Genomic DNA, 18,841 nt, shown 5'->3' on the forward strand with positions numbered 1-18,841 from the left:
CCGATCCCCCAACAAAGATGCTTTCGCTTCAATTTCATTCTGTATTTCCTTTAGAAAAATCACGTCTCGTCACTCCTGTTTGGACTGACCAGATCGCTAATTGCGTTCGATCTCGTAGGTTTAATTTCGCCAAAATCGTTGATAAGTAATTGCGCACGGTTCCTTCTGACAAGAAAAGTTTGGCCGCAATTTCTTTATTGGACTCCCCATAGCCGACTTCTTGGATAATGCGCCATTCCGTCGTGCTCAAATCCTTGACATTGTCCTCATCTACAGCAATAGAGAAGTTGGTTTTGGCCATTTGTGAGAAAATTTGAAAGACTTTACTAGCGATATTCGGGTTGATCATGGCTCCGCCCTGATATACCACCTTAATCGCTTCATAGAGTTCCTCTGTCGAGGCTCCCTTTAAAAGATAACCTGAAGCACCATACTTGAGTGCACTATAGATAAATTCATCATCGTCAAAGGTCGTTAAAATAATAATTTTGATATCCGGATAGTGCTCTTTGACTTCTTTTGTCGCCAAAACCCCATCCATCCCTGGCATCCGGATATCCATCAAGATTAGGTCAGGATGGGTTTGGGGAATGCTAGACAGGACGTGATTGCCGTCTTCCACTGTGGCCACCACTTCGATATCGGGGTGGGCTGACAAAATAATTTTCAGAGATTCTCGAATCAAGGCCTGGTCATCTGCCACCATTACTTTTATTACCATCTCTTATCTCCCTTCTTTATATTTCGGTAAACTGACGCGCGTGAAAAATCCATCGCGGCTTTCAAATTGAAGCTGTCCTCCTAGGATAGAAATTCGTTCCATCATCTGTTTGAGTCCATAGCCATAGGTCAAGGTTTCAAACCCAACCCCATTGTCCTGCAACTCGATCAGGTAATCTTCTTCATCCTCAAAAAAATGAAGGCTCATCTGACTGGCATGACCGTGGCGAACCGCATTGGTCATAGACTCTTGGATCACACGAAAGATCGTATCTTCAATCATGACGTCCATATCGACATCGACCCATTCATAGTGTAAATCAACCTGCAAGTTGGAAAGCGTCTGGTACTCGCGGATCATCTTTTCTAAAGCATCTTTGAGGGTTCGTCCCTCAAGGGCACCTGGACGGAGGCGGTTAAGAGAGCCCCTCACATCCTGGATTCCTTCACGGACAACTTCTGATACGCTTTTTACCTGCTCTTTTGCCCGATTGGGATCGATATCAATCAAGACTCCGACAGCATCTAAGCCTGCCGATATCCCTGTTAGCGCGTGTCCCAAGGTATCGTGAATCTCCCGAGCAATCCGCTTGCGCTCTCGATCCTCTGCAATCTTCTCAGACAAGGCCATATAGTTGTTCAACTCCGTATTGACCTTCGAAACCATGGCCAACTCTTCTTCTACTTCGTGGTTTTCCGCAAGAACATTCATAATATAGAACAAAAGCGAAATAATGAAGAGAACCATATTCAAGGCATAGAGGGAATTCTTTAAGAAAAAGGCCAGAATCCGGATGGAGGCAGGGTAAAAATGAATATAGACATCAAGAGAAGGTATCGGAAAGAAAAGCGAAAAGACGTCTGAATTGGTCACAAGAAGCATCAAGAAACTCACTAGGATAAACGCAAACCAATACTTGCGGTCTCGCTTGGTATTCAACTCTTTGGAACCATAGAAGATATCCGCAAAAACCAAGAGAATGAGCCCGTTATAAGCTACATTTTGGACCCACATCAAGAGCAACATCAGGAGGATCTCCAAAATGTTCCACTTATCAAAAATGGACCATCGACTCGTTTGAGACCGGTAACGACTCATGGAGATCAAGGCAATTCCAGCAAATAAGAGCGCAGACAACCAAAAAGTTGTCGAAGGCGCAAAAGGAATACGCTCTAAACGTTCTACTAATAGAGAAGCTTGCCGTTGGGCAATGATATAGTTGGTTGCTTGAAGATAGATGATACTGTTGAGCATCACAGCGATAAAATTCACGACCATCAGAATGGCCAAACTGTATCTCACACCTCTAAATTTTCTCATTACTGCCACCCATTCACATCAAATTGATCGATGTTTTCCTTTGTCATCATTTGAACCGGAATGGTTATTTCTTTTTGGTAGCTCTTCCCATCAGCCATATCTTGGATGACCTCCATCACGCGGTCTCCCATCTTCAACGGAGACTGGGCAACGGTTCCCACGACATCATCTGTCGAGTGCAGCAAGGCTTTCATATCTGGTGAGCCATCAATCCCATAGATCGCAATGGGGTGGGTGATTCCTTGCTCCTTGATGGCCGCTAAAGCTCCTATAGCTGAGCGGTCATTCAGGGCGACTAGTGTATCGATATTTCCCCCTGACTGCAAGAACTTACGGACAGCAGGCATGGCGATCTCCGTCTGCCCCTTGGTTTCTAGTTCCGAGATGATCTGATAAGAGCCATGTCCTTTGATGGTATCCTTAAATCCCTGTATCCGCGTATCTGCCGAAACAGTCCCCTTATGCTCCAAGAGCAAAATACGAGCATTTGAAGAGCGTTTCATCAACTCTTTCGCAATCAAGACTCCTGCTTGGTAGTTATCAGAGACAATGCTGGCATCCGGCTTAAAATGCTTGAGCTGGGTATCAACTGCAATAATCTTAATTCCTTGTTTTCTAGCTTTTTTAAGAGCTCTTAAAATGGGCTGACTATCCCCTTTGACCGGATTAATCACAATCACATTTACCTTTTGAGCGCAAAAATCATCGATCTGCTGGCTCTGCCTTTTTTCGTCCAATTCTGGATCTCGGACAGATACAAGAGCCCCTTTCTCATCGGCAATCCGACTAATTTCCGAATGAATACTTTTATAGAACTCATTGTTCATGGTCATATAGGTGACACCGATCTTGGTCTGATCCTTGATGCTACTGGTTTGACAAACGGCATAGATCCACAAGAGGATGCAGGCCACTGGAATCACCAGTAAAACCCGTTTTATCAGCCATTTCAACCGTTCTTTTCTTTCTTCTTTCCCCTTCAAACTCCGTTCCTTTTCTGAATTTTTTGAATATATATTAGTTTATTTTACTACTTTTTCAAAAAAAGTGCTTGTTTTTATTGTACAGATGGATTTATTTGATTCATTTTAAAAAGAGTCGTTCCCGAATAAAATCCCTCATAAGTATCAAAAAAGCTAGTCTAGGAACGAACTAGCTTTCTTTTTTACTTCTAAAAGGGAAGATCTTCCTCTTCTAAGATAATATCGGCCAAATCTCCTGTTCCACCATTTTCGCGCATTGCTCGCTGAGCGCGGCTCTCTAGCAACTGAAAACTTTGGCAGAGGACCTCTGTCACATACTGCATGACCCCATTTTTCTCGTAGCGGCGCGTCCGAATCTCTCCATCCAAAGAGATCAGGCTCCCTTTACTGGCATAACTAGCCATGGTTTCAGCCAATTTCCCCCAGACAACCACATTGACAAAATCCGTCTCTCGATCTCCATTTTGGTCCTTGTAGCGACGATTGACCGCAACGGTCACTCGGGCAACGGATTTGTCTGTGCTGGTTTTATGCAATTCTGGAGCCGCTACTAGGCGACCGATTAGAATAACTTTATTATACATCATTTACCTCCTATCTATTTATTCGAAAAAATTTCAAAAAATGGAGGTGGCAAACCAAAATCAAAAAAATCTAGGATTCAAAAAATCCTAGATTCTTCTCTTTATTCATGCCAGTGACGAGCAGGATCAAATGGTGTTCCTGCTACTTCTGCGTCATCCAATTCAATAATGCCTCGTTTTTGAGGAGCATTTGGCAAGTGCAATTCGCGAGGACTGCACATCATGCCATAGCTTTTTTCTCCACGAAGAGCTCCTGGGAAAATCAAGCTGCCATCCGGCATCATGGCACCTGGAAGAGCAACAATGGTCTTGAGGCCTACACGCGCATTTGGAGCCCCTGCTACGATCTGAACCGTCTTATCTGCCCCAACTGCTACTTGGCAGATATTCAAGTGGTCACTATCTGGATGGGCCACCATTTCAAGGATTTCTCCCACCACAAATTTTGGTTCCCGATCATTGACCAAGCGTTCTGAAAAACCTTCTCTTTCCAATTCTTGGTTCAAACGATCCACTTGCTCATCTGTCAAAAAGACTTGGCCCTTGCCTTCTACGGCAAAGATAGTTGAGAGTTCAAAGATATTCCAGGCAACCGTTTCTTGATTGTCCTCACGATAAACGCGAGCCACCTTTCCTTTTCTCTCCACCGCGAGCTTTGCTTCCCCACTGTTTTTCAAGGTCAGCATCAAGACATCGCCGACTTGTTCTTTGTTATATGTTACAATCATGTTCTTCTCCTATTTTAATCCTGCTAAGAATGCTGTAATCTGCGCTTTGGTTTTCCGATCCCGATTGACAAACCGACCGATTTCCTTATCCTTTTCCAGAACCACCAAACTAGGGATCCCATAAACATCCCAGACTTTCGCCAGATCCAGATAGGCATCTCGGTCAATCAAGATAAAGGTAAATTCGGGATTTTCAGCCTCAATCTCCGGCAAAAAAGGCTTGAGGTAACGACAATCCCCACACCAGTCGGCTGAAAAGACAAACACTTTCTTGCCATCTTGCTCTACGTATGAAGCAATTTCTTCTAGAGAATTTGGTGTAATCATAATTTTTCCTCTTCGTAATGCAAGAGACCATCCTCATAGACAAAGCGGTAATGGCGCTCATCTTCAAAAATGACACCTCCTACTAAGCGCTCTTCACTAGACTCGTAGAGTTCCACATACAGAGTCGCAATCGTCCCCATGGCTTCCATTTGCTCCCGTACTTCTGCTACCAACTCTTCTTGGGTACGGAGACGCTTTTGATCTTTGGCAATTTTATAGACACCGGCCGCAAGAGCTCCTGCACTTGCTACAGCCAGACTAGACAAAATAATTTTTTTAGCTTTCATAGTGCCTATTGTAACACAAAATAAGCAGAGGGACAACGGTCTAAGCTGGATCTCTCCCTCTGCTTTTTGGGACTGATTTCCATAATAACGCTACCATCCTTGTAGAAAAAGTGATAAAATAGCATCAGAAAGAAGGTAACCTATGACTGATTTATTTTCTAAAATCAAAGAAGTAACTGAAATCCCTGCCATCTCAGGTCACGAAGCTCCTGTACGGGATTATTTGCGCCAACAATTGACCCCTCATGTGGACGAAATCGTGACAGATGGTCTCGGTGGGATCTTTGGGGTCAAACACTCAACGGCTGCCGATGCTCCTCGTATCTTAGTAGCTGCTCACATGGATGAAGTTGGTTTTATGATCAGCGAAATCAAAGCTGATGGGACTTTCCGTGTTGTCCCAATCGGAGGTTGGAACCCGATGGTCGTCAGCAGCCAACGCTTCAAACTCTTTACACGTGACGGACGTGAATACCCTGCTATTTCAGGATCTGTTCCTCCTCATTTGACACGTGGAACAGGTGGACCAACCGTACCTGCCATTAGCGACATCGTCTTTGATGCAGGCTTTAGCTCTAAAGCCGAAGCTGAAAGCTATGGGGTCCGTCCTGGAGATACTTTGGTCCCAGATAGCTCTGCGATTCTCACTGCTAATGGTAAAAACGTCATCTCCAAAGCATGGGATAACCGCTACGGCGTCTTGATGGTCAGCGAATTGGCCAAGAGCCTTTCTGGACAAGCCTTAAACAACGAACTCTATGTAGGGGCCAACGTTCAAGAAGAAGTGGGACTTCGTGGAGCTCACACTTCAACCACTAAATTTGATCCTGAAATCTTCCTTGCTGTAGACTGTTCGCCAGCAGCTGATGTCTTTGGAGACCAAGGTGCGATTGGGGAAGGAACACTGCTTCGTTTCTACGATCCAGGTCACATCATGCTACCAAATATGAAAGATTTCTTGCTCACTACGGCTGAAGAAGCGGGCATCAAATTCCAATACTATTGTGCCAAAGGTGGTACCGATGCAGGTGCAGCACACTTGAAGAACGGCGGAGTCCCATCAACCACTATTGGTGTCTGTGCACGTTACATCCACTCTCACCAAACCCTCTATGCCATGGATGATTTCTTGCAAGCGCAAGCCTTCTTACAAGCATTGGTTAAGAAATTGGATCGCTCTACAGTTGATTTGATCAAACACTATTAAACAACATCGATCTGAGGCCCCGTAAGGGGCTTTTTTAGGGGGGAAACAAGGTTCTCTTTGAAACTTTCCAGCGTGAGTCACCATTGAGTCCCTTAGCATCCGCACTCCCCTTAGGAAAGTATCTTAGAATATTTTATCTTCCATCTGTTTTCTGATATAATATGAAAGAATGAAATGGTAGGGAACGGAACACTCATCCTTGGATTTGTGTGGCAGACCCTTCCCTTATTACAGGAGTTTTACATGAAAAAACAAGCTTTTAGTTCTGAAAAGTATTTGAACTTGCAACGTGACCATATTATTGAGCGGATCAATCAATTCGATGGCAAGCTCTACCTTGAATTTGGTGGTAAGATGTTAGAAGACTTCCACGCTGCTCGTGTCCTCCCTGGATACGAACCAGACAATAAGATCAAGCTGCTCCAAGAATTGCGCGACCAGGTGGAAATTGTCATTGCCATCAACGCCAACAACATTGAGCACTCAAAAGCCCGTGGGGATCTAGGAATTTCTTATGACCAAGAAGTGCTACGCTTGATCGACAAATTCAATGAATTGGGGATCTTTGTAGGCTCTGTCGTCATCACCCAATATGCTGGACAAGCTGCAGCAGATGCCTTTCGCAAACAACTAGACAAGAGCGGGATCGCCTCTTATCTCCACTATCCGATCAAGGGCTATCCGACCGATATGGACCACATCATCTCTCCTGAAGGGATGGGGAAAAATGACTACATCAAAACTAGCCGCAATTTGGTCGTTGTGACAGCTCCTGGACCTGGTTCTGGTAAGCTGGCAACGTGTATGTCCAATATGTACCATGACCAATTAAATGGGATCAAATCAGGTTATGCCAAGTTTGAAACCTTCCCAGTATGGAATCTTCCTTTGCACCACCCAGTTAACTTGGCTTATGAAGCAGCGACTGCAGATCTAGACGATGTCAATATGATCGATCCCTTCCACCTCCAAACCTATGGAGAAACAACGGTCAACTACAACCGCGATATCGAAATCTTCCCTGTCTTGAAGCGCATGTTGGAACGCATCTTAGGAACCTCTCCATACGCTTCCCCAACAGATATGGGCGTCAACATGGTTGGCTTTGCCATTGTGGACAATGACGCTGCGATTGAAGCTTCCCAACAAGAAATCATACGTCGCTATTACCAAACTATCTTGGATGTCAAAGCTGAACGTGTCGGTGAAGGGGCTGTCAAGAAGATTGAGCTCTTGATGAATGATTTGGGCATTACTCCAAATGATCGGAAAGTGACCGTGCTTGCCCGCCAAAAAGAAGAAGAAACAGGGGAGCCAGCCTTGGCCCTTGAATTGCCAAACGGCGAGATGGTAACCGGAAAAACCTCTGATCTCTTTGGCCCAACCGCAGCCCTCTTGATCAATGCGATCAAGAAATTGGCGCATATTGATAAAGAAACCAAATTAATCGAGCCAGAATACGTCCAACCTATCCAAGGTTTGAAGATCAATCATTTGGGTAGCCGCAACCCTCGTCTTCACTCAAACGAGATCCTCATTGCCCTGGCCATTACAGCTATGAGCAACGAAGATGCTAAGCTTGCGATGCAAGAATTAGGCAAGTTGAAAGGCAGCGAAGCCCACTCAACCGTGATGCTGACAGACGAAGACAAGAATGTCCTTCGCAAGCTCGGTATCAACGTCACCATGGACCCTGTCTACCAGTACGATCGTTTGTATCGTAAATAAACTCAGACAAACAAAAACAATCCCTGTTTTAGGAATTGTTCAGATTGAAGACAAAGTCTTCTTAAAAAACTTTCCTTAGGTGAGTACGGACGTCATGGAACTTCTACGAAGTTCCATGACTAATTATTGAGCCTAAGGTCTCAATAATTCCGAGTGCCTGAAACGGTATTGTTTCAGGCACTTTTCTCACGGCGGAAAGTTTCATTAGATGACTGAATAACTATAACGAGTATAATTTTTAAAGAATTGATTAGATTCTATTAAAGATTCGTTTATCTACGCTCTCAACAATCCCTCGAACAGGGATTGTTTTTTTATAATTCAAAGAAGAGAGACTATTTGACAGCCTCCCATAATTGGCGAATGGGCTTTCTTTGAACAGGGTCCACAAAATGAGGAGCAATTTCATTCAAAGACTCTAGGACAAAGGCACGTTCTGCCACATAAGGATGTGGCAAGATCAAGCTCGGACTGTAACAAATGGTGTCCTCAATATAGAGTAGATCTAGATCGATCACACGTGGCCCCCACTTGACCTCACGGACACGCCCCATTTCCTGCTCAATGGCAAGTAAGGTCTCTAGTAAATCCTCTGGGGTCATCCAGGTTTCAACCTCTGCCACCTGATTCAAAAAGGTGTCCTGCTCCACTCCTCCCCAAGGTTCTGTTTCAATCCTTGTAGATGTCTGAAGAATCCGAATGCCTCGATCCTTGAGTTTCTCTAGCGCCGTCTCTAGTTGCAGTTGTTTATCTCCCATATTGGTGCCAAGCCCAATAAAGGCCCGTTTTTTCTCCCGTTCGATTGTCACCGAACAAGTCTCGAGTGGCAAGGGAACAGGAGCCCAAGGTTTTTTCAACTCCAGACGAACTTTTTCTACAAAGGAATAGCTTTCGAAAATCTTTTGAACCAATTGAAAGGCCACTGTTTCAATCAGATCGATCTTTTCTGCCTGCATCCACTCGGTCAACTGTTCCGCCAAGATCCCATAATGGATCGAAGCTTCCAAATCACCTGTGCGGGCAGCGCGAGTCATCTCATAATCTACCCATAGGTCTAGGACAAAGCGTTGTCCCAATTCTTTTTCTGCTGGAAAAACACCATGATAGGCGTATACCTCTAAGTCCTTGATCCGTAATTGATCCACTCTCTTCACCTCTTATAGCCAGCCATTAGTGGCCCATGAGTTTATAGGCTTCATTTTTTAAGTCTTTATCTGTCGCAAGCAGTCCACGCGCAGCAGTTGTCACTGTAGCGGTCCCAGGTTTACGGACACCACGCATGTTCATACACATATGCTCTGCTTCTACCCAGACAAGTGCTCCTTGTGCTCCAAGATATTCCATCAAGGCATCTGCGATTTCTACCGTCAAACGTTCCTGAATCTGTGGTTTTTTAGCGTAAACTTCGACCGTACGAGCCAGTTTTGAAAGCCCAGCCACACGGCCATTTGGAATGTAAGCAATGTGCACTTTTCCATAAAATGGTAAAAAGTGATGCTCACACATGGAATGGAAGAAGATATCCTTCTCGACCACCATATTGTTATCAATGATTTCAAATGATTTAGACAGGTGCTCTTCTGCTGTCTGCCCTAGTCCTGCAAAGATTTCTTGGTACATCTTTGCAATACGGGTCGGCGTTTCCTGAAGGCCCTCACGGTTCTCATCTTCACCGACTGCCTCGATGATCATTTTCACTGCTTCTTCAATTTTCTTTGTATCCATATCATCTCCTAGTTGGATTTTTCTGTTTTTAATAAATAAGGTCGTACCTGGCTAAGGAAGTAGAGCGACCCCGTTACAATGAGGAGCTCATCGCCTTTTGCTTGCCAGTTTTGTAGAAACTCTTGCCAGTTGACTTCCTCAAGCTGATGGTTTTTCGCAGCAGCTCTTATCTCTTCTTGAGAATAGGCTCTTGGATCTTCAAAGGTCGTGAGGATCAAGCGACTATTTTCTAGTTCCTGCCACTGAATGAGCATCTCTTCTAAGGCTTTGGTCCGGATGCAGGTAAAAAGAATGGTCTTTTTTTGACCTGGGAAAAGTTCCCGAAGACTTGCGATCAAAGGCGCAACGGCATGGGGATTATGAGCCCCATCTAGCAAGATCATGGGATTTTGCGAGACCACTTCCATCCGACCAGGCCAGACGACTTGATGCAAGGCCTCATCCACTAACTCTCTTGACAAGAGTTCACGCCCTTCTCTTTCAAAAAGTATATCACAGATACTGATCGCAAGAGCTGCATTTCTGGCCTGGTGATGACCTAAGAGCGCTACTTGATAAGAGGATTTTTCTCTTTTGGAACTGTGATAAGAAAAGGATTGGCCAGATAAACAAGAGGCCTCTAGTTCAACTTGGTAATCTCTGTCATAGGCTGTTATCGGTGCCTGCTTTTGAATCGCAATACCTTCAATGACTTGGCTAGCTTCTGCTTCTAATTTCCCTAGGACCAGAGGAATTCCTGGCTTAATGATGCCAGCCTTCTCACGGGCGATGGAAGTCAGATCTGGCCCAAGAAGGGCGACATGATCCAAGCCAATCGAAGTGATCGCGGTCAGAACAGGCTGACAGACATTGGTACTGTCTAGTCGTCCGCCCATACCGACTTCTATGATCACATAATCCAGCTCCTCGTGAGCAAAATAATCATAGGCGATGGCTGTCATCACTTCAAATTCCGTCAACCCTTGAAAGACGGCCGATGATTCTTCAGCTTCCAGGAGTTGCTGGTAACTATCCAGGTAGGTTTGCAGGTCTTGATCCGAAATGGCTTCGCCATTAATGGTGATTTGGTCATTGTAATGGATCAGATAAGGAGAGGTAAAGACTCCAACCCGTAAACCTGCCTGCCTCAAGAGTTGGGACAAGGTAGCAATGGTAGAGCCTTTGCCATTGGTCCCCGCAACATGAATGACCCGACAGTCTAGGTGAGGATTTCCTCTCAAAGCCAAGAGAGCTTCCATGCGCTCCAAGCCGAAATGTGGATCTTGAGAACGATATGCTTCTAGCCAACGAAGATCCAACTGATGTTCTTTTGTCTTCATTTACTTGTATTGTTTTAAATTGGTATCTGCTGCCTCTTGGGCTTGGAAAATGGCTTGGCCTAGACTTGCTGCCATCTTGTGAAGGGGAATATCATGCACCCGCACCACTTCGACTCCTTGACTGGCTGCAATACTCGTCAAATGGCTCGAAGCCAGGTCCCGATTCCAAAAACCAGTCTCCGTTGCAGGATCTGTCTCAAATCCAGCTTCCTCAATAATGTTGACCACAAAGCGTTTGCGGGAGACCCCTAGAAAGATCGGATACCCCTTTTGGTGAATCGTCCCGAGTTCTTGTAATAAGAGTAAGTTCTCTCGCTTGGTCAACCCAAATCCGATCCCAGGATCCAACATAATACGATCCATCTGGACACCGGCTGCTTTCGCTACCGCAAGCGAGCGGTCAAAGAAGGTCCACATCAAGTCTTGAATCGGTTCTTGAGCCATCTGTTGAAGCTCTTGCTCTGAAAAGACTGGTTCGAAACCAAAACTTGGAAAGATAGTGGAACTTGGATGATGCGGTCTTGCCATCACTGGATTAAACATGAGAACTGCGCTCGCTTCATGCTCCGCGACGACAGCAGCCATCTTAGGATCTCCAAGAAAACCAGTAATATCGTTGACAATATCAGCTCCAGCTTCGAGCGCCGCCGCCGCCACTTGAGACTTCCAGGTATCCACCGAGATCAAGACATCACTTTCTTGCCGAATGGCTTTAATCACTGGAACCACGCGGTCAATCTCTTCTTGGATCTCCACATAATGACTTCCTGGTCTGGTTGATTCTCCTCCGATATCGAGGATCTGAGCTCCTTCTTGGATCAGTTTTCTCGCCTGTTGCAAGGCTGCATCCACACTCGTATACATACCGCCATCAGAAAATGAATCCGGAGTGACATTTAAGATCCCACAAAGAAAGGTCCCTTGGCCACTCAGCCATTTTTTATCAATCATTTTCGTTCTCCTTTGATTCCCTTCCTACAGCATGATTGCGAACAAAAGAGGCTAGAACAAATGTTCTAAACCTCTGAGTTCATTCTCCATACGGATTGCTTATTTTTCTGACCTTCTGTACGAAGGTTCTGCATCAAAACTCATTGGTACCTACCATTTTATCATAATTTATCATGGAAGAAAACTCTCGATACCGGCAATAAACAAAGGAGGAATACAGCTGGATAATAATAAGCTAGCGCATTCAAGGTCATATGGAGACAGATGCTATACTCGATCCGCTTATAGCGATAAGCCACCCAAGTTAAGATCAAGGACATGCCTCCGTAAGCTACCCACTCCCCTAGGGTACTCGGTCCATGCAAGTAGGTAAAAAAGAGAGCACCGGCTAGGTAACCGATCGGTTCTGCCCCTCGAAAGATCAAACGAGGGATGATGGCCCGACAGAGCAGCTCTTCTAGAATCGGAGCGACAAGGATCACGACCATTCCCATAGCAAGAAAAGGAGCATGAGATTGCAGCTCATTCAGAGCCGCTTGGTTTGCTGTTGTACCACCTGCCTCTTGTTTCAACAAGGGATAGGCGAGCAGATTATTAGCCATCAACAAGAGAAGAAAAAGAAAATTTCTCCCCAGAGCTGGCCAGGTAATAACCCGAACATCTAAGTTCTCCAGAGGGCTCATCTTGATGACCCTATAAAAAACAAAGAGTACTGCCACTGTCGCCAAAAGAGTGAGGATAGTGACCCACCTTGCATCTACTCCTTCTTGAAGGGAATAAACCATGGTGATGAGGGGGAATTGTGAGAGAAAGAATAAGGGGACAAAAAGAAGGAGCCAGAGGGCATTCTTACATAATGGGTGCTCTCGAATAAAAGACTGTATGTTTTTCAATGGACAACCTCTTTCTTGTATAAAATAAGAAGACTGGGGCTTTCGCCTCCAGCCTTCTCACTTTATTTCAGTTTACTGATTTTTGAAACGTTCAACGTCACGCGCAATCACCAACTCTTCATCGGTTGGAATCACCAATACCTTCACACGGGAATCGTCTGTGGAAATATCTCCGACAACTCCAAAGACGTTCTTTTCAGGGTCGACCTTGCAGCCAAACCAGCTGATTCCATTGATAATAGAAGAACGAACGTTTACTGCATTTTCACCGATTCCTGCTGTAAAGATGATGGCATCTGCACCATTCAAGACAGCTAAGTATTGACCGATGTATTTTTGCAAACGATCGATAAAGATATCGTAAGCCAATTTAGCTTTTTCGTCTCCATTGTGCATCGCTGTATGAATATCCCGCATGTCGCTAGAAGATTCAGAAACACCCAGAAGACCTGATTCACGATTGAGGATACGGCTAATATCTTCAGGCTTATTGAAATCCTCTGTATGCTTCATCAAGTAAGGAATAATCGCTGGATCGAGATCCCCTGTACGGGTTCCCATCATGACTCCACCTAGAGGGGTGAAGCCCATTGAGGTATCCACAGAGATTCCCTTGTCAACCGCTGTAACAGATACACCATTTCCAACGTGGCAGGTGATCAATTTCAATTCTTCTAATGGTTTTCCGAGAAGTTTAGCTGCTTCCCCAGCCACATACTGGTGACTGGTTCCATGAGCACCGTACTTACGGACCTTATTTTCTGTGTAATATTTGGTTGGAAGAGGGTAACGATAAGCTTTTTCCGGCATAGTTGTATGGAAAGAAGTATCAAATACCACAACACTGGTAATATTTGGACAAATCTCTCTAAAGGCACGAATTCCAGCTGCATTTGCAGGATTATGAAGAGGTGCTAACAAAGACAATTCTTCTACTTTTCGAAGGACTTCGTCATCTACCAAGGCAGAATCCTTGAAGTATTCTCCACCAGCAACGACGCGGTGGCCCACACCTGTAATCTCATCGTAGGATTTGATAATATCAAAGCGAATCAAATCATCCAACAAAATTTTTACAGCTTGTGTATGGTCCTGGATATCTAATACTTGTTTTTCAGAGCGTCCATCAAATTTAACAGTTGAAATAGAATCTTTCAAACCGATCCGTTCAATCAACCCTTTTGCAAGAACAGTTTCCTCTGGCATTTGGTATAATTGCCATTTCAAACTAGAGCTTCCTGCATTAATAGAAATTGTTTTCGACATATATTCACCTCATTAAGCGTTTTCACTTCCTCTATTATATCAGATCTTTGATCAAATTTCACTATCCTTTAACCAGTTTTGGAAACTTTCCATAAAGTGAACCACCTGGTCTTGATCCTGGAGATCGGTAAACGGATAGACAAAGGGCTGAACAGACTCTTCTTCTTGTTTTCGTAGGACGAAAATCGTCTTTGCATAGGCTGGATTTGAAAAGAGAGATTCTGGCAAGGTCAGCATGGCAAGGATTTGAGCCTTGTCTGTTAGCCAAGCTTTCAACAGATCACTCTGAGGGCTTGTCAAGAGGTTATTTGGAGCTAAAAAGATGGCAACTCCTTGAGGTTTCAGGTATTTCAGAGCTTGTTCCATCATGAGGTGATGGGCATAGGTATGGCCTTCGGAGCTCGCCACCTGATAGCGCTGTGCAATCGCATCATCTGGATAATAGCCAATCGGTAAGTCACTAACGATCAAGTCACTTTCTTTCAACACTTGAGGACGCACCGCGTCTCCTTGTGCAAAGACAACACTGGATTCCATCACGTCTGCGATACTAGCAGATAGGTCAATCAAGAGATCATCTACTTCCAATCCTAAGTAATCAATCGTGAGACGGCTATTGTTGACAATAGTCTCAGCGAGATTTCCGGTTCCACTTCCCACTTCTAAGACATCCAGTTGGTCGCTTTTAGCCAACTGATCGATCAAAAATGTAATGATAAAACCAATCGCATCTGGTGTGAACTGGTGATTCGCTTGTAAAGGCACTGTCTGAGCAGCTTTCATAAAAAGGAATTGGTAGGCTCGGCGCCATTCTTCCTTACTTAAACCTAGTTCTTTTAATTTTTTGCTATTGTTTTTAACAATGTCTAGATCTGTCTTGCCATCCAAATACATGGCATTTTGTTCAATCAAGGCGTCATAAAAGTTGGTCGACAATTCATTTTGAATACTTTGAGTGTTTTCTAATAGATAGGTATAGGCTTGTTCAATTTTTTCGAAATTCATGATTTCCTCCGCACCCTATCATACCAAAAATTAGTCTTTTTCGCTATTTTCTGATGGCTCCTTGGTCTCATTTGGCGTCTCTTCAGAAGGCTTTTCGCTCCCTGTCTGCTCTTTATCTTTCTGCGTCTTCTTCCTTTCTTTTTCTTCCCTCACAGGAAGGACAAACTCATAGCTTTCGCCATCCATCTTAGCCTGAGCATGAAGAAAATCAGTGTCCTGCTGTAGCTGAACAACTCCAGATTTTAAATGAATCTCTGATGTCTTCTCATCACTCTTTCTCTTTTCAAGAGCCATTTGCACCAAAGCATAGGCCCGAAGGCGATCTTGACTCGTCTTTAAGATTCGTCTTTCCGCAACCTGACGGTGCAGGTAAAACTGAAGTAAGAGACTAAAAATCGCTGCCATCAAGAGGGCGTAGAGCAAGACACCAGCCTTAACTTTTTTCATTTTGCATCGCTGGTACCACATGGTAGACATACTCCCTTTCTAGACCTTCTTCGAAATTCAACCGCAGATGAATCAACTCTCCCTCCTGCCAAATTTGGCTAGAGCGAACCCCTGAAATCATAGGCTGATAGCCCCTGCCCTTATCATCTGTTTTTCGGATATCATCTCCTTTAGATTGACCAATGGCAATTGGTTTTTGATCCTGAACCAAGTAGATATGATTGTCCGCTACTTTTTCAAAATGGCTCCGGTCCAATTCCACCTGCAATTGTTGCTGAAAAAGTATCCATTCTTCCTGCTTTTGATGCGCTTGGTAGTCCAATTCAGCATGCAGGAGCTTGGTCAAGCCTTGAAAGACCAACACTCCCCCACTGAGCACCAAGAGAGCGACCAAGGCTTCGAGCAGGGTAAAGGCCTTGACCTTTCCTTTATTCCACATGCAGTACCACCTTTCCTTGATGATAGACCGTGAGTTGATCGGCATCTTTTTCGACTTGAACCTGAATGCCATTGGCCTCTAGATGATTTTGCCCTGTCTGAAGCGCCATTTGAGCGACAGATAAGACCTCTACCTCTTTGAAATCCGCTAGTCGCTCCTTGCGCGAACGCCGGATCTCCCCTAACAATAAGGTCGTAATCATGGCAAATAAACCCAAGGCTACCAAAGATTCTATGAGAATACTAGCGGGAACGGATGCTTTTTTTAATTTTCCCATTTCCAAGCGAAAGCTGATAGGTCACCACTCCTCTCTGTGTCTGAAAGTGAACATTGGCCAGGGATGAATTGCCACCTGCACGGTCTAAACGAATAGTTTTAGGATCTTGCAAAATGACAGAATCAGGAATCTCCACCGTCTGGTAGGGCGTTTGAATCTTCCTTGCAGTCACTTCAACATCCAATTCCGTTTGCCTTGCCAAGGCTATCTTTTGGCTTTCTTGATAGAGGTGTTCAAACTCTGCAAAAAATACTTTTTCTTCCACCTGCTGAAAGCTCTTCTTGATCGATCCCGATAAACCCAGATAAATAAAACTAACGATCATCAAGGTCAGAAGGGTCTCCACCAAGGTGAAGGCCTTAATCTGCAACCGCACGAGTTTCTCCACTATTTTTCGCATAATAGGCACGGTAGGACTCTGCTTGTTTGTTGGTAATATTTCCATCAGCAATCAGCTTTGCTAGAGTAGCTTGGTCATTGGTATGATTGAGCTCGTACAATTCAGCCTGGCTTTCGACCACCTTCACAACCGCTGCATTTCCTGTCTCTTTCACGGAGTCTTTTTGCTTGGTCAAATTCGGCACAAAGAGCAATAAGAGCACACTGATGATCAATAAGACCACCAACATTTCAATCAGTGTAAAGGCTTTAACCTTATAGGTTTTTAATGTTTTCATAAATGGACCTCCATATTTTGATAAATCGGCAGCAACATGGCTGCATAGAGTAACACAATCACAAGAGCCACAAAGACAAACACCAAGGGTTGTATTACATTCATGGCCTTGTGAACCCGACGAAAGAAATCTTCCCATGTTTTTTCAGCGTAGATCTCTAGCTCACTTCCGAGCTTTGATTTGACTTCACCGTATTCAATCATAAGGGGCAATTCTTTTTTGAAAAAAGTATACCCCCTGACCGTCTCTGAAAAGGACTGGCCACGGTCTAAAGAAAGAGCTAAGTCCCTTCCAATTTCTTGAAAAAGCTGGGATTTTTGCTCCTGCATCATGGAAAAAATCTGAGACAACTCCAATCCTTGCCCAATCAGATTGCCCCATTCTCTGGCATAATAGGCTGTCAAATAAGCTTGAATCATGCCTTTCCCGAAAGGCAGATGAGACAAGCTTCTAAAAACGTTGATCTTGCCTGACTGGCGGTAATAGAGAAAGCCGAGTAAGAAGAAGGTCACCAGTCCCACTCCTAAGGCCAAAAAGAGTTGGGGGAAGGAACTGATCAATTGCGTCCCAATATTTTGAGCATCCATTTGAGGAAGCAAATAATTGCGCAAGCCTAGCATAATCAGAACTAAAAACCCAAGCAAGATAAGAGGATAGGTGCTCACCTCAATCAGCTTTTTCTTGACCTTGCGCATGTTTTCTAGGTAAGCACTGATTTTCTCCAAGCTCAATGCAAGATTGCCATGGAGCTCAGCGAGAGACAGCTGTGTCGTGACCGCATCTGAAAAACCGATCCCTGCCATCATTTCTGAAAAACTCCGCCCCCTCGAGAGGTCCTCTCGCATCTGGGAAACCAAACGACTCTCCACTAGGTGAGAGCGATCCAGAAAATCGACAATCTCAGACAGATGAAAACCACTCGAATAAAGATTCAAAAACAATTCGATGATTTGCTTTTGTTTAGCGGTAGATAATTTTTTCGGCTTGCGCCTGAGCCAGCTGGATATATCCCGATTGAGCCAAGAGATCCATTTGTTGGTTCCAGCGGCTGGCTGAGTGCTCTTGGTAGTTTTCCGTCGCAAAATCGACCACACCTCCTCCTGCAATTAATCGTTGGTAGCAAATACCTTGTAAAACAATCTTGAGTTCTTCCTCACTCACTCCAAGTTCTAAGAGCCTCTCATAAACACCTCGAACGCTTTTCGCATGAATCGTAGAGAAGACGGTGACTCCTGTCAAACTAGCTCGTACGACTGCACGAGCTGTTTCCTTATCTCGGATTTCCCCAATGATGAGAAGGTCCGGCCGATGGCGCAAGGAGAGTTTGATCAGGTTGTCATAGGTCATGCCGATCTGGTCATTCAGCTGAAGCTGAAGCATATTATCCTGCTTGATCTCGACAGGATCTTCAATAGACATGACTTGCTGGTCCGCAAAGCGCTCTTGCGCCAAAGCATGCATGAGAGTGGTCTTTCCCGAGCCAACGGGGCCCGCAAAAAGATAAAGCCCACGACCAGCCAATTTCTTCTGCAAGTCTGGCAGCTGGTCAAACCAAAACCGCAATTCACGTTCCTCATCATGCAAGAGCCGAATGACCAAGCTTTCATAACCACGATAATCCCCCACCGTTGACAAGCGAATCGAGACCACTCCATCCTCTAATGGGTAATCACACGATCCTAGCTGGCTGCGCCTTTTTTCTCCCACATTCATCCCTGCTACAAATTTGAAGTGGCTGATAATAGCCGTCATCTCCTCAAAAGGGAAGGACTGCACAAAGCGCCTCTCGTCTCCCACCCTCATAAAAACTTGGTACTCCTCCTTCCGAGGAATGAAGTAAAGATCCTGAGCTTCTTCCTTTTTCCCCATGTGGATCAGTTTTTTTGCAATTTCTTGAACCATAGTTCCTCCTCTCACTTATACTATTCGAAAAAGAAGACAAAAAAAGAAGACTTTC

The 18,841-nt window shown here is 44.6% G+C and carries 23 protein-coding genes; 2 read left to right on the top strand and 21 right to left on the bottom strand.

Features of this window, described 5'->3' with window-relative positions:
• Positions 1–34 precede the first annotated feature (34 nt).
• The 7 genes from SPADD19_RS08025 to SPADD19_RS08055 form a co-directional block, all read right to left on the bottom strand.
• Entirely contained in the window at positions 35–721 is a 687-nt protein-coding gene (locus SPADD19_RS08025; protein ID WP_003009811.1) for a response regulator transcription factor, read from the bottom strand.
• A gap of 3 nt (positions 722–724) precedes the next feature.
• Positions 725–2,041 carry a sensor histidine kinase gene (locus SPADD19_RS08030; protein ID WP_061455739.1) on the bottom strand — a complete coding sequence of 439 codons (1,317 nt, stop codon included), beginning with the start codon at positions 2,039–2,041 and terminating at the stop codon, positions 725–727.
• Positions 2,041–3,024 (bottom strand): substrate-binding domain-containing protein, encoded by a 984-nt coding sequence (locus SPADD19_RS08035; protein ID WP_061455740.1) that lies wholly within the window; start codon positions 3,022–3,024, stop codon positions 2,041–2,043. Before SPADD19_RS08035 ends, SPADD19_RS08030 begins: the two co-directional genes overlap by 1 nt.
• A 188-nt stretch (positions 3,025–3,212) precedes the next feature.
• Entirely contained in the window at positions 3,213–3,608 is a 396-nt protein-coding gene (locus SPADD19_RS08040) for a single-stranded DNA-binding protein (RefSeq protein WP_003019117.1), read from the bottom strand.
• 101 nt (positions 3,609–3,709) lie between these two features.
• Positions 3,710–4,336: a YtpR family tRNA-binding protein gene (ytpR, locus tag SPADD19_RS08045; protein WP_061455741.1), complete on the bottom strand. Its 627-nt coding sequence runs from the start codon at positions 4,334–4,336 to the stop codon at positions 3,710–3,712.
• A 9-nt stretch (positions 4,337–4,345) separates the two neighbouring features.
• On the bottom strand, positions 4,346–4,663 hold the full coding sequence (locus SPADD19_RS08050) for a thioredoxin family protein (RefSeq protein WP_049513879.1): 318 nt from the start codon (positions 4,661–4,663) through the stop codon (positions 4,346–4,348).
• The gene (locus SPADD19_RS08055; RefSeq protein WP_003004245.1) at positions 4,660–4,950 is read right to left on the bottom strand and encodes a DUF4651 domain-containing protein; all 291 of its coding nucleotides are present in this window, start codon (positions 4,948–4,950) and stop codon (positions 4,660–4,662) included. The genes SPADD19_RS08050 and SPADD19_RS08055 overlap by 4 nt, the downstream gene beginning before the upstream one ends.
• A 142-nt stretch (positions 4,951–5,092) precedes the next feature.
• Between SPADD19_RS08055 and pepA the strand changes: the two genes are divergently transcribed.
• Both pepA and SPADD19_RS08065 read left to right on the top strand, forming a co-directional pair.
• Complete coding sequence (gene pepA / locus SPADD19_RS08060) at positions 5,093–6,157, top strand: glutamyl aminopeptidase (protein WP_014712788.1); 1,065 nt, start codon at positions 5,093–5,095, stop codon at positions 6,155–6,157.
• 243 nt (positions 6,158–6,400) lie between these two features.
• Positions 6,401–7,885, top strand: coding sequence for a DUF1846 domain-containing protein (locus tag SPADD19_RS08065; protein ID WP_003009791.1), 1,485 nt, complete (start codon positions 6,401–6,403; stop codon positions 7,883–7,885).
• A gap of 335 nt (positions 7,886–8,220) precedes the next feature.
• Here SPADD19_RS08065 and folK read toward each other — a convergent pair whose 3' ends face one another.
• The 14 genes from folK to comGA all read right to left on the bottom strand — a co-directional run bounded on the left by folK (position 8,221) and on the right by comGA (position 18,786).
• The gene (gene folK / locus SPADD19_RS08070; RefSeq protein WP_061455742.1) at positions 8,221–9,030 is read right to left on the bottom strand and encodes a 2-amino-4-hydroxy-6-hydroxymethyldihydropteridine diphosphokinase; all 810 of its coding nucleotides are present in this window, start codon (positions 9,028–9,030) and stop codon (positions 8,221–8,223) included.
• 25 nt (positions 9,031–9,055) lie between these two features.
• Complete coding sequence (gene folE / locus SPADD19_RS08075) at positions 9,056–9,610, bottom strand: GTP cyclohydrolase I FolE (RefSeq protein ID WP_003019101.1); 555 nt, start codon at positions 9,608–9,610, stop codon at positions 9,056–9,058.
• An 8-nt stretch (positions 9,611–9,618) separates the two neighbouring features.
• Positions 9,619–10,929: a bifunctional folylpolyglutamate synthase/dihydrofolate synthase gene (locus SPADD19_RS08080; protein WP_061455743.1), complete on the bottom strand. Its 1,311-nt coding sequence runs from the start codon at positions 10,927–10,929 to the stop codon at positions 9,619–9,621.
• A complete protein-coding gene (folP, locus tag SPADD19_RS08085; protein WP_061455744.1) occupies positions 10,930–11,880 on the bottom strand; it encodes a dihydropteroate synthase in 951 nt (316 codons plus the stop codon).
• A gap of 161 nt (positions 11,881–12,041) precedes the next feature.
• Entirely contained in the window at positions 12,042–12,773 is a 732-nt protein-coding gene (locus SPADD19_RS08090) for a CPBP family intramembrane glutamic endopeptidase (protein ID WP_061455745.1), read from the bottom strand.
• 72 nt (positions 12,774–12,845) lie between these two features.
• Positions 12,846–14,039: an acetate kinase gene (locus SPADD19_RS08095; protein WP_061455746.1), complete on the bottom strand. Its 1,194-nt coding sequence runs from the start codon at positions 14,037–14,039 to the stop codon at positions 12,846–12,848.
• A gap of 51 nt (positions 14,040–14,090) precedes the next feature.
• Entirely contained in the window at positions 14,091–15,044 is a 954-nt protein-coding gene (locus SPADD19_RS08100) for a class I SAM-dependent methyltransferase (RefSeq protein ID WP_061455747.1), read from the bottom strand.
• A 30-nt stretch (positions 15,045–15,074) separates the two neighbouring features.
• Positions 15,075–15,512 carry a competence type IV pilus minor pilin ComGG gene (gene comGG / locus SPADD19_RS08105; RefSeq protein WP_061455748.1) on the bottom strand — a complete coding sequence of 146 codons (438 nt, stop codon included), beginning with the start codon at positions 15,510–15,512 and terminating at the stop codon, positions 15,075–15,077.
• The gene (comGF, locus tag SPADD19_RS08110) at positions 15,478–15,930 is read right to left on the bottom strand and encodes a competence type IV pilus minor pilin ComGF (RefSeq protein ID WP_061455749.1); all 453 of its coding nucleotides are present in this window, start codon (positions 15,928–15,930) and stop codon (positions 15,478–15,480) included. Before comGF ends, comGG begins: the two co-directional genes overlap by 35 nt.
• Positions 15,920–16,207 carry a competence type IV pilus minor pilin ComGE gene (gene comGE / locus SPADD19_RS08115; RefSeq protein WP_003004353.1) on the bottom strand — a complete coding sequence of 96 codons (288 nt, stop codon included), beginning with the start codon at positions 16,205–16,207 and terminating at the stop codon, positions 15,920–15,922. Before comGE ends, comGF begins: the two co-directional genes overlap by 11 nt.
• Positions 16,173–16,577 (bottom strand): competence type IV pilus minor pilin ComGD, encoded by a 405-nt coding sequence (gene comGD / locus SPADD19_RS08120; RefSeq protein WP_061455769.1) that lies wholly within the window; start codon positions 16,575–16,577, stop codon positions 16,173–16,175. Before comGD ends, comGE begins: the two co-directional genes overlap by 35 nt.
• Entirely contained in the window at positions 16,567–16,884 is a 318-nt protein-coding gene (gene comGC / locus SPADD19_RS08125) for a competence type IV pilus major pilin ComGC (protein ID WP_003004178.1), read from the bottom strand. The genes comGD and comGC overlap by 11 nt, the downstream gene beginning before the upstream one ends.
• Positions 16,881–17,912: a competence type IV pilus assembly protein ComGB gene (gene comGB, locus SPADD19_RS08130; RefSeq protein ID WP_186822243.1), complete on the bottom strand. Its 1,032-nt coding sequence runs from the start codon at positions 17,910–17,912 to the stop codon at positions 16,881–16,883. Before comGB ends, comGC begins: the two co-directional genes overlap by 4 nt.
• Positions 17,845–18,786, bottom strand: a complete 942-nt coding sequence (gene comGA / locus SPADD19_RS08135; RefSeq protein ID WP_061455750.1) for a competence type IV pilus ATPase ComGA — start codon at positions 18,784–18,786, stop codon at positions 17,845–17,847. The genes comGB and comGA overlap by 68 nt, the downstream gene beginning before the upstream one ends.
• Positions 18,787–18,841: the final 55 nt, after the last annotated feature.

The organism is Streptococcus parasanguinis, from assembly GCF_001578955.1.
In the GTDB taxonomy this organism is placed as follows: Bacteria; Bacillota; Bacilli; order Lactobacillales; family Streptococcaceae; genus Streptococcus; species Streptococcus parasanguinis_U.

Excerpts from the sequence above, each read along its gene's own strand:
- SPADD19_RS08030 (WP_061455739.1), bottom strand. The coding sequence starts at position 2,041 with ATGAGAAAATTTAGAGGTGTGAGATACAGTTTGGCCATTCTGATGGTC.
- SPADD19_RS08040 (WP_003019117.1), bottom strand. The coding sequence starts at position 3,608 with ATGTATAATAAAGTTATTCTAATCGGTCGCCTAGTAGCGGCTCCAGAA.
- comGF (WP_061455749.1), bottom strand. The coding sequence starts at position 15,930 with ATGTGGAATAAAGGAAAGGTCAAGGCCTTTACCCTGCTCGAAGCCTTG.
- SPADD19_RS08065 (WP_003009791.1), top strand. The coding sequence starts at position 6,401 with ATGAAAAAACAAGCTTTTAGTTCTGAAAAGTATTTGAACTTGCAACGT.
- SPADD19_RS08055 (WP_003004245.1), bottom strand. The coding sequence starts at position 4,950 with ATGAAAGCTAAAAAAATTATTTTGTCTAGTCTGGCTGTAGCAAGTGCA.
- comGG (WP_061455748.1), bottom strand. The coding sequence starts at position 15,512 with ATGTGGTACCAGCGATGCAAAATGAAAAAAGTTAAGGCTGGTGTCTTG.
- SPADD19_RS08100 (WP_061455747.1), bottom strand. The coding sequence starts at position 15,044 with ATGAATTTCGAAAAAATTGAACAAGCCTATACCTATCTATTAGAAAAC.
- comGE (WP_003004353.1), bottom strand. The coding sequence starts at position 16,207 with ATGGGAAAATTAAAAAAAGCATCCGTTCCCGCTAGTATTCTCATAGAA.
- folP (WP_061455744.1), bottom strand. The coding sequence starts at position 11,880 with ATGATTGATAAAAAATGGCTGAGTGGCCAAGGGACCTTTCTTTGTGGG.
- ytpR (WP_061455741.1), bottom strand. The coding sequence starts at position 4,336 with ATGATTGTAACATATAACAAAGAACAAGTCGGCGATGTCTTGATGCTG.
- pepA (WP_014712788.1), top strand. The coding sequence starts at position 5,093 with ATGACTGATTTATTTTCTAAAATCAAAGAAGTAACTGAAATCCCTGCC.
- comGC (WP_003004178.1), bottom strand. The coding sequence starts at position 16,884 with ATGAAAACATTAAAAACCTATAAGGTTAAAGCCTTTACACTGATTGAA.
- SPADD19_RS08025 (WP_003009811.1), bottom strand. The coding sequence starts at position 721 with ATGGTAATAAAAGTAATGGTGGCAGATGACCAGGCCTTGATTCGAGAA.
- SPADD19_RS08050 (WP_049513879.1), bottom strand. The coding sequence starts at position 4,663 with ATGATTACACCAAATTCTCTAGAAGAAATTGCTTCATACGTAGAGCAA.
- SPADD19_RS08080 (WP_061455743.1), bottom strand. The coding sequence starts at position 10,929 with ATGAAGACAAAAGAACATCAGTTGGATCTTCGTTGGCTAGAAGCATAT.
- folE (WP_003019101.1), bottom strand. The coding sequence starts at position 9,610 with ATGGATACAAAGAAAATTGAAGAAGCAGTGAAAATGATCATCGAGGCA.
- comGA (WP_061455750.1), bottom strand. The coding sequence starts at position 18,786 with ATGGTTCAAGAAATTGCAAAAAAACTGATCCACATGGGGAAAAAGGAA.
- SPADD19_RS08095 (WP_061455746.1), bottom strand. The coding sequence starts at position 14,039 with ATGTCGAAAACAATTTCTATTAATGCAGGAAGCTCTAGTTTGAAATGG.